This window comes from Symplocastrum torsivum (assembly GCF_059505465.1).
Map to the genome: position 1 here is coordinate 88,943 of NZ_JCACKQ010000115.1, position 15,508 is coordinate 104,450.

The window sequence follows — 15,508 nt, forward strand, 5'->3', positions numbered from 1 at the left end:
TACACTATCGAGGTAAAACATGAAAAACGCTTCAATCAGCACTCTTGGTTCCTTACGGCAGCAGACAATTCGTGTTACGTTGTCCTTGCCTGTGCAAGCCACGCTTTACACGTCCTTGTGCGCCCTGACACTCTGGACTGTCTACTTCTCTACTTATCCGGCTGTCCACAATCAAATGCATTCGGTGCGCCACCATACCCTGATGGTTGGTTGCCACTAGAACGTTGCACAATCCTGGAAAAAGGGCGTGAGAATTTCTCTACAGAATCTTCTCGCGTCTTTCCCAATCTCCACTCTCTTTAAGGTGCAACACCATCACTACTCGTCCCAGCCCGGAGTTTGTTCCGAGTCCAAAATTTAGAATGTCAAAATTCAAGATAGCTGCTCTCGTCAGTACTATTTGCCTGATGGGTGTAGTTTTCTATTCCTCAGTGGTCTCTTCCCAGACTCCACAACCGACTGTTCGTCTGAGTACAGAGCCACCACTCAGCGAAATCTTACCCTTTGAAGCAGAGGCAACGGTGCTGTCGTCTCCGGTGAGATTAACGTTGCAAGCTGTAGATGCTGCTGGTAAACGATTGGAGAATGCCAAAATTCGCTTGCAAATTCTCACCCCACCCCACAATCCTTGGTTTCCTACAGATTTTCCAATTGTTGAGGGAACAGAGTTACTCGATATTGAGGGAGTGGCTGCCAAGGGTGAGTTGGAAATCCAGCAAATGTTACCGATTCGGGGGAATTACCAACTGTTGGTAAGCGTTAACCCAATTACAGCAAATGCTTTTGCACCAATTCAGCAAACACTAACGCTATCGGTGCCGGAAAATTGGGTTAAATACCGAAACTTTGGTATTTTAGCGGTGATTTTGCTAGCGGTAGGACTTGGTGGGGGGTTGGTGCTAGGAGGAAAGCAAGACATCCAGCCTGGGGAAATTGCGCCTGAACGAGTGCGACTGTTGTTGAGTGGAGCAATTGTTGTTGCGATCGCATCCTTACTCATTATTAACATCACGGCTGAACGCGCAGATTCTCATACTCAGGGGCATTCTTCCCAAAAGATAGAACCATCCGTTGTTCAGTCTCAGGCAGTTAAAGCAGAGATAATGGGGGATGTCAGTGCAACTGTTGGTCAACCTGCAAAGCTGGCTGTCCAAGTCTCCGACCCTACAACAGGTCAACCTGCAACAGATGTGCTGTTGAAGATCAAAACGACTCCTGCTGAAGATGAATGGGTTGCATTTGCCTACGGGGGAGTACCTGATGCCAAAGGTCAATTGACGTGGGAGCAACAGTTTTTTGATGGCGCACCCCACAAGGTTGAAGTAGAAATTTTGCCTCAACCTCAAGCAAGACGGCAATTTTCACCATTGCGAATTGCACAAAACATTGATGTCGAGGGAGTAGCGCCTCCCCTACACAGCCGATTAATTGTCTTGGCTTACTTTACAAGCCTCATTGTTCTGGGTTTGGTGATTGGATTGAGACTCAGAAACCGTTTAGTTTGGTAGTACTAAAGATTGATGAATACACAACACGTTTTATTGGTTTGCAAAGCCTGTGCAACCGTTCGCATAGAAGGAGAACCACAAGGGAAAAGCGGTGGTCAGCAATTACTAGAACAGTTACAGGACCTTCACTCTGATTGGGAACTTCGAGATGACTTCCAAATTCAGGAAGTTGATTGTATGAGTGCTTGCAGTCATTCCTGTGCTATTTCTTTTGTGGCTCCTAACAAATACACTTACCTATTTGGTGACTTGCCAGCACAAAGCTGTGCAAAAGCAGTGTTAGATTGCGCCAAACTCTATTTTGCGAATCCCGGCGGGTATCTTGCCTGGGCAGACCGTCCGAAAGCTCTGAAAAATGGAATTATTGCACGGATTCCGCCTGTTGCTTAATCCCAAGAAGGCAAAAGGTAAAAACGTTATTTTTACACTAGGGAGGTACACGCAAAAAGACTCTTCTAACGACTTACAGAGGTAGAGGGATGCAACTAGAAGACTATTTTGAGTTTTTAGACCCAGATGATATTCGGCTGAAAGGGCATCGCATTGGCATTGATAATGTGATTGACGCAACGGATATTGGTAACAGACAACCGTAAAAGTATTCCTGGACATCTAGAAGCACACTGGGCAGCAGGTCGGCATATGTGGGGACTTCTTTGGTTGCGTCCAAGTGCTACGCTAAGCAGTTGGGCAGAAGCCCTTTTTCTGATTTGGGAGGCTTCTGAGACGGAAGAATTGCTCGATAAGGTAGATTGGATTCCATTTTAGGTAATTAATTGCCTGGGAGAAACTCATTAGCTGTAGACAGCGCAGAGCGCCTCGCGATTTTACCCTCTTATTTCAAAAGTGCGATCGCCTCTTCTTGATACATCACTTTTTAATCAACTGTTTCACTGCCTCAACTAATTAAAATCTAAGGTTTATTGGAGTTTTTTATGGGTGCTAAAATTCCCGTTACAGTTGTTACTGGTTTTCTTGGTAGCGGTAAAACAACATTACTTCGCCACTTACTACAAAACAATCAAGGACGACGAATTGCTGTTATCGTGAATGAGTTTGGTGAAGTCGGGATTGATGGGGAACTGCTGCGTTCCTGCCAAGTTTGTGAAGAAGAAGACGCAACGACTAACATTGTGGAATTGACGAATGGTTGCCTGTGTTGTACCGTTCAGGAAGAATTTCTCCCAACAATGCAAGAACTGCTAAAACGTAGTGAACAGATTGATTGTTTGCTCATTGAAACATCGGGGTTAGCCTTACCTAAACCGCTGGTTCAAGCGTTTCGTTGGCCGGAAATTCGCACGGGTGCTACGGTGGATGGTGTTATTACTGTTGTGGACTGTGAAGCTGTTGCGGCAGGTACACTTGTTGGTGACCTTGATGCGTTGACCGCGCAACGGGAAGCTGACCCGAATCTGGAACATGAAACGCCAATTGAGGAACTGTTTGAAGACCAGTTAGCTTGTGCGGATTTGGTGCTACTAACTAAGGTTGACCGGGTGGATGCTGAGACTCAAACCAAGGTAGAGGAGTGGTTACGACAGAAGTTGCCCATAGGGGTGAAGGTGGTTCCCTGCCGGGATGGAGAAATTAATCCTAACCTCTTGCTGGGATTTAATGCCGCAGTGGAAGATAATTTAGAGGCTCGTCCTAGTCACCACGATACTGAGGAAGAACACGAGCATGATGACGAAATTAATTCGGTTCACTTGGTTTTAGATCAAGCCTTTGAACCGAAAGCGCTCACGGCAACACTGAAACAGTTAGTGCAAGACCAGGAAATTTACCGGATAAAAGGTTTTGTGGATGTTCCAAATAAGCCGATGCGGATGGTGGTGCAAGGAGTAGGCGATCGCTTTGAGCATTTTTTCGACCGTCCCTGGCAAGTATCTGAACCCCGCCAGACTCGCTTGGTATTGATTGGTCGGGCGCTTGACCAAGAACAAATTCAAGAAGTTTTGTGTTCTATTTAACGAGACTTAGACAAAAATTAAGCCCAAATGAACCCAAGTCTGGCTTTATAAGCAGCAAACACGTCACGATCCCACTCCGGCTGTGAAATCACGACTTTTTCTATGCCCTGAGTCATCAGACGATTAATGTGAATCCTCTACTTATCCGAGGAAAGGCTACACTGATTCAGCACAACCAGGTGACGCTCATTCACCTATTGAATTGACCAGGGTGCTTCTGTCAAAAAGCGGATGCACCTCTCCTACGGCGTTATCCGCCATTTGAGACAGGTTTTCTCGTTGACTTTCCCCTAATAATCCCCCGATCTATAGCGATTCTCATAGTCATAAGGTACGTCTAACTTTCTTACCAATTCCCAATTCCCGAAACCCCAGAACTTTGTACCTTACAAGTACGAAAAAAGCTATATATAACGTTACGTGAAGTTAATATGAAGTTTGTGTGAAGGGAAGCCGCTAGAACGCACTATATTTTCAGCCTATGCTTTTAGCCTATTTTCGTAACCACACAGATATAACTTTTTGAATAATTGTTAAAACCTTTAAGGGCGAGTTTGGTCAAGCCGTATTCATTCAACTTTTTACACTTAATAAGTATTTAGATTTATAAGGTTTACAAAACTTGATTTTATAAAGAATAGATAAAGATGAAGCTTTGATGAACAGGTTGTAGCTTATTAACCCTATTATTTCGACATCAGTAGTCCTATAAAAAACAGGTTGGGCTGTCGTTAACGAGACAAAAAGCTAAGCGCTTAGTGTCGTCTGCTTTTCTTAGCTTTTAGGACTACTAGTTTTTAATAATTAGGTAGGAACAACAAATGGCTACTTTCAATGGGACAAACGACAACGATCTTATTATTGGTACCCTTGGTAGCGATCAAATTTTTGGGCTGGCTGGCAATGATGGCATATTTAGCCTTGATGGCAACGATACAGTCTTTGGCGGCTCTGGGGTTGACATCATCATTGGTGGCGGTGGAAATGACAACCTCAATGGTGAGGATGACAACGACGTAATCTTTGGTGACGCTCAAATCTTTGGTCAAGGCGGGAATGACACCATCAATGGTGGCAATGGGGATGATGTCATCTTTGGGGAAACTGGCAGCGATATCATCTACGGTGAAAATGGGAATGATGTCATCAACGGCGAAGATGGGTTTGACCTCATTGATGGTGGTGATGGGTTTGATGTCATCAGTGGGGGCAATGACGATGACTTCCTCAATGGTGGTAATGGGAATGATGTCCTCAATGGTAACAACGGGTTTGATGGACTCGTTGGTGGCAATGGGGATGACCGACTTTTCGGTGACGAGGGCAATGACATCCTTAACGGTGGCAATGGGTTTGATGTCTTATTTGGTGGTGGGGGAAATGATGAACTACGTGGTGGTAATGGGGATGATGAACTCTTTGGTGACGCTGGCGATGACAGCATCGAGGGTGAAAATGGGAATGACATCCTCAATGGCGGGGATGGTAACGATACAATCTCTGGTGGAAGTGGGAACGATCGAATCTTTGCTGATGATGGGAATGACCAATTCTTTGGTGGGGACGGTATCGACTTAGCTGATGGTGAAGAGGGGGATGACACCCTCAATGGCGGGAATGATAACGATACGCTCTTTGGTAACCTTGGGAATGATACCCTTCTCGGTGAAGCGGGAGTAGACATACTCGTTGGTAGTGAGGGTAATGACTCTCTCTTTGGTGGCGATGGAGATGATGTACTAGTTGGGATTGACCCTGCTGTTCCAGCCTTCGGATTTGGGGCAGGCGAGATTGATACGCTAACGGGTGGTGTAGGACGTGATTTATTCCTCCTCGGTGACAACGGAAACATCGAAGTAAATAACGGAACTCGAATCGATATCGAAAGGGAAAATCCTGAGGTTTACTATGAGGGCGGTTTTAATAGTGACTACGCCCTTATTACTGACTTCACTGGCGGTGAGGATCGTATACAACTACGTTCAAATGACCAATTTAGCGGTTATAGCTTTGGTACAATCTCCTCTGCCGATCTCCCCTCAGGCATAGGAATCTCGTTTAACAACGATTTAATTGCTATTGTTCAAGGGGTTTCGTTTTTTGAACTATTTTCAGAGGAGAACAACTTCCTTTTTGTTTAGAAACATCAGGCTGATATTAACAGCAACAGCTAGCTATATCTGACTCAAATTCGTGTGTTCCCTTCCCTGAATAGGCTTCTATTTATTTTGTGATGTCCCTTCTAGCTGTTGCCCTAATTCCTGCCGCAGGCGATAGAGAATAGTATCTTGCTGTACTTCATTGAGAATGTTTTGAATGACTGTACTAGGACCAAGAGGTCCCCAAGTGCAGCCTTGTGCTAGATAAACCTGCGCCGCTTGACCGACAGCATAAGCCCCGTAACCCGCAACTCCAGCTTGTGCGATCGCAGCCCCGGCATAGGCAGTGATTCCTGTTGGGCTGTCAATTGTGGTAGCGATCGCAGATGCACTCTTTCCCACTCCCAGTAGAAGACTACTACCCAGTTCACCCAGCAGTAAGCCGCCGGAACTGACTAAAATCTTTTTCCAAAGCTTTCCAGCTTCGTAACTGGTCATCGGTAGACCATACAGTCGAGAGAGAGAACGGATCAGTGCCAAATCTGCGATCGCACCTCCTACAACATCCAAAACCCCAATCGGATTGAGTGCAACTGCTAAAGCTTTGTACTTAGTGAAGCGCCAGATTAGTTCTTCCGCTTCGCTTCTTCGTAGATCAAGTGTTTTTTTCGCAATACTCACTTCTGCATTCCGGGCTTGAAATAGAGCATTGAGGGCTAAAAGCGATCGCCCTTCCCGGTTGAGTATCCTTAAAATTTTCTGCTTGAGTTCATCGACCTGAGGCGGCGGCGTTTCCCATTCATACGTTACCTCACCATCGGGCCATTCAACTCGGACTTCCAGGGGCGCAGGTTCTGCTGCTACCATCACAATCTCATCCGTTGATAGCATCTTTTGCAGTCGCCGATCTTTAGGGCTACCCGTGCCAAGTTGTTGTAATTGTCGGTAAATTGCCTCACGATCTTGTTCTGGATAGAGGTCGATTTTGTTAAATACAAGAATCAGAGGCTTTTGGGTTTGTCGTAATTCACAAAGCGCCTGATACTCCGTGCGTGTGATATCACCAGCCACCACAAACAAAATTAAATCCGCGCTTAGCGCCACCTCCCGCGCCATCTCAGCGCGTGCCTCGCCCTCAATTTCATCTAATCCAGGCGTATCAATCAACTCCACCTGCACTTTTCCCTTGTTACTGGGTGTCCAGCGAACAGATTTCGGCCATTGGGTCACGCCATTGATGGGGCCCGTTTGCAGAATTTTCTTTCCTATCAAGGCGTTGACCACTGCCGATTTCCCACGACTGACCAGACCAAAAGCGGCAATACGAATCACTCCTTGGTCTAGCTTGTCGAGGGAAGACTTCAAAACCTCCAACTCGCTTCGCAAGGCGGCTTGCAGTTCAAAATCCGGTAGATGGTTCTGGTGGCGACGCAAGTTAGCATACCAGGACAACGCCTGCCGCAAACTAGCACGAGTGCGGTTGAAGTGAGTTTCCTGCTGATTGTTACGCCCAGTCGGGGTTTGACTTTCAGTAGATGGGTTGGGTTGAGAGGTTTCGGAATAACTCAAGGTTAGACACAGAAGACAGGCTACAGATCTATTTTCCTCTAATAGCCAATCTGTTGGTGTGCCTCTTCACATTGGTGCGGAGAGGGCTTCACATAAAGATTATATAAAGACAGTAGAACAATATAAAGGTTTTATAAAGACACACCCGCAACTGATTTCAGAACACGTCATATATTCAGCTTATAGTTCAAACCCATTTGCGTAATCATGCGGTCATGGCTTTTTGAACAAGTATAAAAAGTATTACAAACTATAGGCAGGATACAGGCGAATCCAGCATTATTTAACTTTTTTAACTTAATAAGCCTTTACATATATAAGATTTTATAAAAATTAAATATATATAGATTAGATGAAGATAAGGCTTTATTTAAGAACTTTATCTTTACTAAATCTTATTATTTTCACATAGGTAGAGTAATAAAAATGGAGGATTTACCCAGGTTGCCGCTACAGAAACTAGGGCAATCAGCATTTGCTCCTTACTTTTTATAACTACCTGTTTTTTAAATTCGAGGTAGGTATAGATGGCTGTTTTCTTAGGCACACCTGATGATGAACTGATTGTTGGAACCAATGAGGGTGATGAAATTTTTGGGGAGGCTGGCGATGATGGAATATTTGGTCTTGATGGTGACGATACAGTCTTTGGTGGCGCTGATGTTGATCTGATTGTTGGTGGCGGTGGCAGTGACTTCCTATATGGAGAGGACGGCAACGATGTAATCTTTGGTGATGCCGAAATCATTGGTGTAAGTGGGGATGACTTCATCAGTGGTGGTAATGGGGAAGACCTTATATTTGGATATACTGGCGACGATATTATTAACGGTGACAATGGAAATGATCTCCTCAATGGTGATGCAGGGGATGATGTTCTTAATGGTGGTGATGGGTTAGACACCATTAGTGGTGGCGATGGGTTTGACCAACTATCTGGTGGCTTCGGCGATGACCGACTCTTTGGTGATGCTGGCGATGACGAACTCTTTGGCAAGGAAGGGGAGGATATCATCAATGGCGGAGATGGCAACGACACAGCCTTTGGTGGTAGCGGGAATGAGCGGTTTTTTGGTGGTTCTGGGAATGATCGATTTTTTGGTCAGGACGGTAATGACTTAGCTGATGGTGAAGATGGGGATGACCTCCTAGATGGTGGGAGGGGGGATGATACACTTTTCGGTAGCCTGGGCAATGACAGCCTCAGTGGTAGAACCGGAACGGACGCACTCGTGGGCGGAGTCGGTAGCGACTCTCTCTCTGGTGGTCGTGGGAATGATATACTGGTTGGCGTTGACCCCTTTGTACCAGCATTTGGATTTGGCGGAAACGGAAGCCCGATTGCTCCCTTCGAGATTGATACGTTGACTGGTGGTCGAGGACGCGATCGCTTTGTCCTCGGTGACAATGGCAGCGTACTAGGCATCTCTAGAGAAGACGCGGAACCTGCGATTTACTATCTTGGTGGCGGCAATAGTGACTACGCCCTCATTACTGACTTCACTCTCGGTCGGGATGTATTACAACTAGCTGACCTTGATTTTCTACCTGTCAGTGTGGCTGAATCGGATGACGCAGGACAGCTACCCTTTGAGGCTCAGGTCATTGCACCAGGCATCGAGTCTATCACTGGGGAGATTTCTGTTGGGAACGATGTTGACCTGTTCCAAATCACTCTGGACGGCGGAACGTTTTCTGCTACGACACTCGGTCAGGCTGCTTTCGACACGCAGTTGTTCCTGTTCAACGAGAATGGTTTGCTGGTTGCTGGCAACGACGACTCTGGCGGAACCCTTCAATCCACCATTGAACTGTCACCGATAGATGCTGGAACCTACTTCCTTGCAATCTCCAGTTTTGATAACGATCCAGTTTCTCAATCAATATTTAATGGTTTCACAGGTTATGGGTTCTCAACTGGTAGCTATTCGATTGAGCTAACTGGAGTTCAAGAAGCTACTTATACCTTGGGTTCATCCCCTGAAGGAGTACCCTCAGGAACAAGTATATCTTTTGGGAACGACCTCATTGCGGTTGTTCAAGGAGTTTCGCCTGAAGAACTGAGTCTAAATAGTTCTAACTTCGATTTCGTTTAGAAACTCCAGACTTCAGTCCTAAATCAAAACTCCAATGTATATCCCATTCTAGCCATCGGCTGGGATGGGGTTAGTTTTGCAAGAGCCTAGGCTGCATCTCAAATCCAGTTAAATAGTTCAGCGTTTGAGTAACATTCAGTTAAGTCTTGATTAACGATCGCCCTCAAAGACGGAAAGTAGTTAAAAAACGATAGTCAGCGTTCTCGCACTCATATCGATCATGAATGAGATGATCTTAAGTCAAGCCAATGCTTGGGGCTTTCCTTGTGCATGTTCTGTCCAGGGCAACTGCCAGGTTCTACCCCAACAGAAAACTGAACGATGGACCTTGCAGTTGGCTGGAGACAGATGGTTACTGCTTGTTGGTGATGTTCCTCAGATTAATCTTCACCCACAAGAGGCGACAGTTTTTTTAGAGCATCGTCGGTTAAGCGGCGAAAACCTGGAAGCGGTTGAGTTTTAGAAAGTGTGCTATTGCTTAACTTCTAGCTGAACGCCTGGAATTTTTTTTACCAGGATTGCTTGACCAAAGTAACTGGTTTGAACTTCTAAGTCGGCATTAGGTGGGGCATAAAACAAAAGCCGTTGTCCTGGAAAAATTACTCGCTCGAAATGCCAGTCGGGAATATTGACAATCTGAATCACTTGTAGTGAACTTATGGTGTTGATATAGCTATAGAGCAATTGGGAAGAGGTAGTGATTGGGCGTGAATTTGCCGATAGTGTCATCAGGTTCCACTCCTCGTAAAAGCTCTAGGGAATAATCTTCCTAACAAAGAACCCAAATGTTATTATCACTGGGTTCATCAGGACACGCACTCAATTCTCCAAAACAGCTGGAGAAAGGCGGCTTCACTAGCATCCTAACTGGCACAGGTTAGGTAATGTTTATTCTGAATTTAAGATTCATTCACACTTTGCTGCAAACAAGAGTAGATTGGTTTTGTTGAGGAGCAACGAACGATACAAAACTGTTCTATTAGCTAAGTTTGAATAGAAAGGCTCTCTTAAGCATCAAGAATGCATAAAAGAGAGACTCAGCACTTGCTACTCAACAACACTACATACTGACTATGATTTGCAAGGGTACGAGCGTTCACCGATGAACAGCTCGTTTAAACACATTATCCTTGGCGCGATCGCCTTTATCATGACTATCCTTGTCGCGGTAGCTGGCTACATTCTGGCTGGCTGGAGTTTACTCGACGCGATTTATATGTCAGTCATTACAATTTTTGGCGTTGGCTACGGTGAAGTAAAGCCGATAACTTCTCCACAACTGCGAGTCTTTACAATTTTAGTCATTGTTGCTGGCTACACTTCTGTTGTTTACATCGTGGGAGGCTTTGTTCAAATGGTGACAGAAGGCGAAATCAACAAAGCTCTTAACTCTAGACGCATGACCCGCGATATCAACACTCTAAAACAACACGTACTCATTTGTGGCTTTGGTCGCATTGGTCAGATTCTGGCACGACGTTTGGCTTCATCAAAACAGCCGTTTATTGTCATTGATAATAATGGCGATCGCATTGCTGAAGCGCAAGCTTCTGGATACTTAGTTCTTTGTGGTAATGCGACAGATGAGCGAGTCTTGAAATCAGCAGGTGTCGAACAGGCAAAGGCTCTAGCAACCGTGTTGCCTGATGATGCTGTCAATGTATTTATCACACTAACCGCTCGTGAGCTGAACCCAGCTTTGCTAATCTTGGCTCGTGGTGAGTTCCCTTCAACAGAGAAGAAGCTGAAACTAGCTGGTGCTAACCAAGTCGTGTTACCTGCTTCAATTGGTGCCGAACGCATGGCGCAAATGATCACTCATCCAGCCGCGATGGATTTTCTCAACCAAGATGATGGACGCCAGACGATAAATGAATTGCTAGCTGAGATTGATGTCCAGATGGATGAGTTAGTTATCTTGGGTGACTCTCCCTTAGTTGGTCAAACTATTAGTGATATTGAAGTGCGCGGTAAAGGTAGCTTTATCGTCGTTGCTTTGCGAAAGGGAGACGGCACAATGGTGATTCACCCCAAGCATGAAGTGCTGCTAGAGGCAGAGGATACTGTGATTGTTATGGGACACCGTGGTGATATTCCTCAATTTGCTAGGAATTATGTACTCAAACGCGGTCTCAGATATAGAGGTTCGCGAGTGTGATTGAGTTTTGTGATTAGTTATTGGTTGTTGGTGAGCTTGTTACTACACCCTCCACTAAAATTGTTTCTTAGGAGAGGGATTCTGATCGGCTAACTTATCGAGTCTTTCCCGAATCGATAAATCAATCAGCGATCGCACTAAAGTAACGAACGCAAGTGAGGATAAGGTAAAAGCAGCGATCGCCCAACCACTATAAGACCCTAACAGCAACACTGTACCCGATAGCAATGTAAATCCAGTTAAGCAAGCATAGATTAGGCTTTTAACAGCAAGGTTAATCCGTTTGAGGGCGCGATCGCTTTCTCTCGAACGGGTACGTACTTCTAACTCACTCTGTTCAATCCGTGCTTCCAATCGTCGAATTAAGACTTCATTAGCGTTAGGCTGTCGCAATTTATATTTGATGAAATTCCGCGCTTGCCTTGCCAGTTCTCCTACAACATTGCCCTGCCCTCTGGAAACTGTAAGGCTTTTAATAAAAGGCTTACTAGCAGCGACTAAGTTATATTCTGGGTCTAGGGTACGAGCAATCCCATCCAGGGTTGTTAAAGCCTTTAAAATAAAGGTCATCTGTGCGGGTAAGCGAAACGGTTGCTGCTCAAACATCAAGTAGATGTCGCTACGCATTTGGTCAAAAGACTGCAAATCTATTGGCTTTTCAGTAAATCTCTCTAAAATAAAGTCTACTAATCGTCTGACTGGGGTCATGTCCGCCACGGGTTCAAGTAATCCCATGTAAGTCAGGGTATTCACAACCTCATCAGTGTCCTTTCTGAGAACAGCAAAAAATGTCTTGATCATCTGGTCTTTGGCAATCGGCTTTACCTCTGCCATCGTCCCAAAATCATAGAAAATCAACTTGCTATCTTGGCTAACTGCCATATTGCCGGGATGAGGGTCAGATTGAAAAAAGCCATCTTGTAATAACTGCTTGAGGTAAGCACAAATTCCAAGCTGAATAATTTCTTTGGCGTTGATACCACAAGCTTCTAAGGTTTGGCGGTCATCAATTTTGATGCCTGGTAGGTATTCGAGTGTCAATACTCTTTTCGTGGTGTACCGCCAGTAGACTGTTGGGACAGCAATCCGAGGATAGTCACGAAAATGTTCGGCAAAACGATCAGCATTTTTACCTTCATGAAGGTAGTCAATTTCTTGGTAGAGAAGGTTAAAAAACTCGTGGTAAATCGCTTCTAAATCGTACTTTGTTATCCCTGGTACATATCGATTAGAAAAGCGCACCAGCCGATGGAGAACTTCAAAATCTAAATTGAATAGCCTTTCTAATCCTGGACGCTGCACTTTAACGACGACATCTTCCCCAGTGTGCAGTCGTGCTTTATGGACTTGCCCTAAGCTGGCAGCCGCCAGAGGAAAGCGATCAAAATCTCGATACAAGGCATGAATCGAGTTACCGAGTTCGGATTCAATAATTGCGATCGCTTCTGTTGCACTAAATTCAGGTACCCTATCCTGCAATTGCCCCAAAGCTTGCACGTACTCTAAGGGCAACAAATCAGCGCGAGTCGATAGGGCTTGACCAATCTTAATAAATGTTGGCCCTAAATCGAGGAGAGTGCCAACTAGCCACTGAGCACGACGATTTCTGTGCTTGGGGGAGTTGTTAGCAACAACCTTGTCCCACCATAAATAAAACATCAATCTTGCTGCCGAACCAAAAATGTCGATCTGGCGTGCCAGTGGAGAGTATTTAGGTCGTTGCCAACGGAGTGGCTTAGGTGCGGCAGTTGTTGTGAGCATACTGTTGGAATTTTAAGTCTTTATCCCAGAGTTCTTCCAACAAGTAGTCGGCTATGGTTGCTGTAGCTATCGGTAACTAGATTTTCTTATACTGATTAACTACTGATTTGGACTTTAATGTTGTTGAAACTGGGGTAAGGTAACGGTAAACGAGATAATCGAAGTTTGTGAATCTTCAGATGGACAGCTAGAGACATCAATCGTGCCATTAAGATGCTGTACCAAGCACTTTACCAAAGCCAAGCCCAGACCAGTGCCTTGAACAGCTTTTTGCGTAACCCCTTGACCGCGACGAAACTTATCAAATATATGTTTCAGATCTGTTTCTTGGATACCCGTACCAGTATTGGATAAGGTGAGAACAACTTGATTCCCTGATTGCTGGGCTTGCTGAGTGACCTGCAAACAAACCTTTGTGTCTGGATCGGAATACTTGCCAGCATTCGTCAAGAGTTCCAGCAGAATGCGGTTCAGGCTGTCGGGGTCGGTGTTGAGCATCAGCGAGGGTGCTGGAGACTCTACACTCAAGGTTAACCTCTTACCTACCCATTTCTGCTCAAATGACTCAGCCATTTCTTTGATCATCAACATCAGGTCAATCTTTTGCGGCTGGAGGTGGGATTGGTCAGATTCCAGTCGCTGTAAACTGAGTAAGTCGTTGATCAGGTCAATTTCTTTATTACACTCCTGCTCTAGGATAGATAGGTACTTTTGACGACGCTCTAAAGGGAGTTCCGGTTGACGCAGCATCCGAATTGCCAGACTCATCGTTGTTAGAGGAGTTCGCAATTCATGACTCATGCTACTCATGAATTCTTCTTTGAGTTGATTTAACTGCTGTAGCTGGTCAATCTGCCTACGTGTTTTTTCATACAATTTCGCTTGTACTTCCAAACTCCGTTGCAGTTGGGCAGTGCGATCGTCAACTAAAGATTGTACTTGCCGTAGAGTTTGATTTTGAATCAGAGTAGTACTCACTTGAGTACTGACCCACTTGACTAACTCTATTTCATTGGTGTGCCAGGAGCGAGGCTGGTGATGCTGCAATACTAGAAACCCTAACACCGTAAATGTGTCACTGTGTATCCCGACTAGGGGCACGATGAGGACAGATCCCTGCATTGTTTGGTCAAAGATTAAGCGATCGCTATTCCCCTCGCCATCAGGAACATGGTGTTGAGTGCCAATGACTAGCGGTTCAGGAGCATTTCTAAAAGCTTGTTGGCATAGGGAAGATTCGGAAAGCCAGAAGGATTGGTTTAAGAGTGTAGTACGGCTTTCGGTTATTGGTGTAGCTTGGCTGGTTGTGTCCTGTTCCTCTGACCACTCACAAGTTACCGTTACCTCAGTTTTTGGCAGCTTCTTGGAAGGTCGGTGTTTAAAGAGTGGATCGGTGTACTTCAACAATAGGAGCAAGCCGTGACTAACATTAAGCGCTTGTGCTGTACCTCTGATCGCGATTTTGAAGATATCTTCAAGATTAAAATCGCTACGAACTGCCACACTCAACTGATTGAGCAGGGTTTGGTGTTGAGTTGCTGTCTGCACCTGCTGAGTTAGTTGGGCTTGAGAAATCGCGACAGCTACCGATTCTGAAACGACTCCTAGTAGTTCTTTCTCTTGTGTAGTCCATTGGTGCGGTTGCGATCGCCCTAAAACAATTACTCCATTGGCAACTGCCTGAAATTCGGTGTAGTTCCTCATCACTGCCCTACACGCTAGCGCTTGTGAGTACCAGCTAAAGGCTTGATCAACTTCTGATGACTGAAGATCTGCGATCGCCCGAAGATTTACATCACCTAAATCTTCTACTCGCCCTTGATGTTGCAACAACTTCGCTTGGTACTTAGGTTCATGAATTAAGTGATTATCAGAAAACCATGCACCCGTTTGGGTTGTCATTGCTCGGTTAACCCCCGCCACAATTAAGCAAACATCTACCTGAAAAATCTCTCCTACAGCCTTAGCTGTTCTCGCTAACAAGGTTTGCGAATCTCGACTTGTAAGGATGATTTGAGTAACTTCTTGCCCGATTCGATTAGATTCTTCCGGGTGCTGCATAAGTGAACCTTTCTGCTCCTGCATGAAAACTGGTTCAACGATGTCGGACAGACCTGAAGTCAAAGGATTTACCATTGGGGCTGCGTTATTGAAGCGGCTCTTAGAGAGCATTGCGCTTTCTATATCCATGACGCTTGTTGCACAACTTAATATTAGCGGAGCTTGTTTAGGGATTAATAGAAAGCCAGTATCAAACTACAGGATTCACTTCCTACAAAGCGCTAGTACTATGACTAGCCGTCAACGTTCTAGTTAACGTTTTGTAAAAGCTCACTCTACTCTC

The 15,508-nt window shown here is 45.2% G+C and carries 13 protein-coding genes and 1 pseudogene; 9 read left to right on the forward strand and 5 right to left on the reverse strand.

The window, feature by feature from the left end; all coding sequences use genetic code 11:
- The first annotated feature begins 19 nt into the window (after nucleotides 1-19).
- From AC5JL3_RS27960 to cobW, 5 genes are all read left to right on the forward strand, one after another.
- The gene (locus AC5JL3_RS27960) at nucleotides 20-220 is read left to right on the forward strand and encodes a CbtB domain-containing protein (protein WP_192221431.1); all 201 of its coding nucleotides are present in this window, start codon (nucleotides 20-22) and stop codon (nucleotides 218-220) included.
- A gap of 142 nt (nucleotides 221-362) precedes the next feature.
- Nucleotides 363-1,508 carry a peptidase associated/transthyretin-like domain-containing protein gene (locus tag AC5JL3_RS27965; RefSeq protein ID WP_496077569.1) on the forward strand — a complete coding sequence of 382 codons (1,146 nt, stop codon included), beginning with the start codon at nucleotides 363-365 and terminating at the stop codon, nucleotides 1,506-1,508.
- A 12-nt stretch (nucleotides 1,509-1,520) separates the two neighbouring features.
- The gene (locus tag AC5JL3_RS27970) at nucleotides 1,521-1,898 is read left to right on the forward strand and encodes a DUF1636 domain-containing protein (RefSeq protein ID WP_496077570.1); all 378 of its coding nucleotides are present in this window, start codon (nucleotides 1,521-1,523) and stop codon (nucleotides 1,896-1,898) included.
- A gap of 186 nt (nucleotides 1,899-2,084) precedes the next feature.
- The gene (locus AC5JL3_RS27975) at nucleotides 2,085-2,276 is read left to right on the forward strand and encodes a hypothetical protein (RefSeq protein WP_496077571.1); all 192 of its coding nucleotides are present in this window, start codon (nucleotides 2,085-2,087) and stop codon (nucleotides 2,274-2,276) included.
- Between the two features lie 167 nt (nucleotides 2,277-2,443).
- Nucleotides 2,444-3,481, forward strand: a complete 1,038-nt coding sequence (gene cobW, locus AC5JL3_RS27980) for a cobalamin biosynthesis protein CobW (protein ID WP_496077572.1) — start codon at nucleotides 2,444-2,446, stop codon at nucleotides 3,479-3,481.
- Nucleotides 3,482-3,550: 69 nt separating this feature from the next.
- On the opposite strand, the pseudogene AC5JL3_RS27985 reads toward cobW, so the two are convergent.
- A pseudogene (locus AC5JL3_RS27985) lies at nucleotides 3,551-3,787 on the reverse strand (IS701 family transposase); the annotation flags it as partial.
- A 515-nt stretch (nucleotides 3,788-4,302) separates the two neighbouring features.
- On the opposite strand from AC5JL3_RS27985, the gene AC5JL3_RS27990 reads away from it, so the two are divergent.
- The gene (locus tag AC5JL3_RS27990) at nucleotides 4,303-5,622 is read left to right on the forward strand and encodes a calcium-binding protein (protein ID WP_496077573.1); all 1,320 of its coding nucleotides are present in this window, start codon (nucleotides 4,303-4,305) and stop codon (nucleotides 5,620-5,622) included.
- Nucleotides 5,623-5,700: 78 nt separating this feature from the next.
- On the opposite strand, the gene AC5JL3_RS27995 is transcribed toward AC5JL3_RS27990, so the two are convergent.
- On the reverse strand, nucleotides 5,701-7,149 hold the full coding sequence (locus tag AC5JL3_RS27995) for a DUF697 domain-containing protein (protein ID WP_496077574.1): 1,449 nt from the start codon (nucleotides 7,147-7,149) through the stop codon (nucleotides 5,701-5,703).
- A 527-nt stretch (nucleotides 7,150-7,676) separates the two neighbouring features.
- Here AC5JL3_RS27995 and AC5JL3_RS28000 point away from each other — a divergent pair.
- Nucleotides 7,677-9,245 carry a DVUA0089 family protein gene (locus AC5JL3_RS28000; RefSeq protein ID WP_496077575.1) on the forward strand — a complete coding sequence of 523 codons (1,569 nt, stop codon included), beginning with the start codon at nucleotides 7,677-7,679 and terminating at the stop codon, nucleotides 9,243-9,245.
- A 220-nt stretch (nucleotides 9,246-9,465) separates the two neighbouring features.
- A complete protein-coding gene (locus AC5JL3_RS28005; protein ID WP_496077576.1) occupies nucleotides 9,466-9,708 on the forward strand; it encodes a hypothetical protein in 243 nt (80 codons plus the stop codon).
- Between the two features lie 8 nt (nucleotides 9,709-9,716).
- Here AC5JL3_RS28005 and AC5JL3_RS28010 read toward each other — a convergent pair whose 3' ends face one another.
- Complete coding sequence (locus tag AC5JL3_RS28010; protein WP_496077577.1) at nucleotides 9,717-9,974, reverse strand: DUF1830 domain-containing protein; 258 nt, start codon at nucleotides 9,972-9,974, stop codon at nucleotides 9,717-9,719.
- Between the two features lie 373 nt (nucleotides 9,975-10,347).
- Between AC5JL3_RS28010 and AC5JL3_RS28015 the strand changes: the two genes are divergently transcribed.
- Nucleotides 10,348-11,403 (forward strand): potassium channel family protein, encoded by a 1,056-nt coding sequence (locus AC5JL3_RS28015; RefSeq protein WP_496077578.1) that lies wholly within the window; start codon nucleotides 10,348-10,350, stop codon nucleotides 11,401-11,403.
- Nucleotides 11,404-11,457: 54 nt separating this feature from the next.
- Here the strand turns inward: AC5JL3_RS28015 and AC5JL3_RS28020 are convergent, their stop codons facing one another.
- Entirely contained in the window at nucleotides 11,458-13,164 is a 1,707-nt protein-coding gene (locus tag AC5JL3_RS28020) for an ABC1 kinase family protein (RefSeq protein ID WP_496077579.1), read from the reverse strand.
- A gap of 114 nt (nucleotides 13,165-13,278) precedes the next feature.
- A complete protein-coding gene (locus tag AC5JL3_RS28025) occupies nucleotides 13,279-15,354 on the reverse strand; it encodes a GAF domain-containing sensor histidine kinase (protein ID WP_496077580.1) in 2,076 nt (691 codons plus the stop codon).
- Nucleotides 15,355-15,508: the final 154 nt, after the last annotated feature.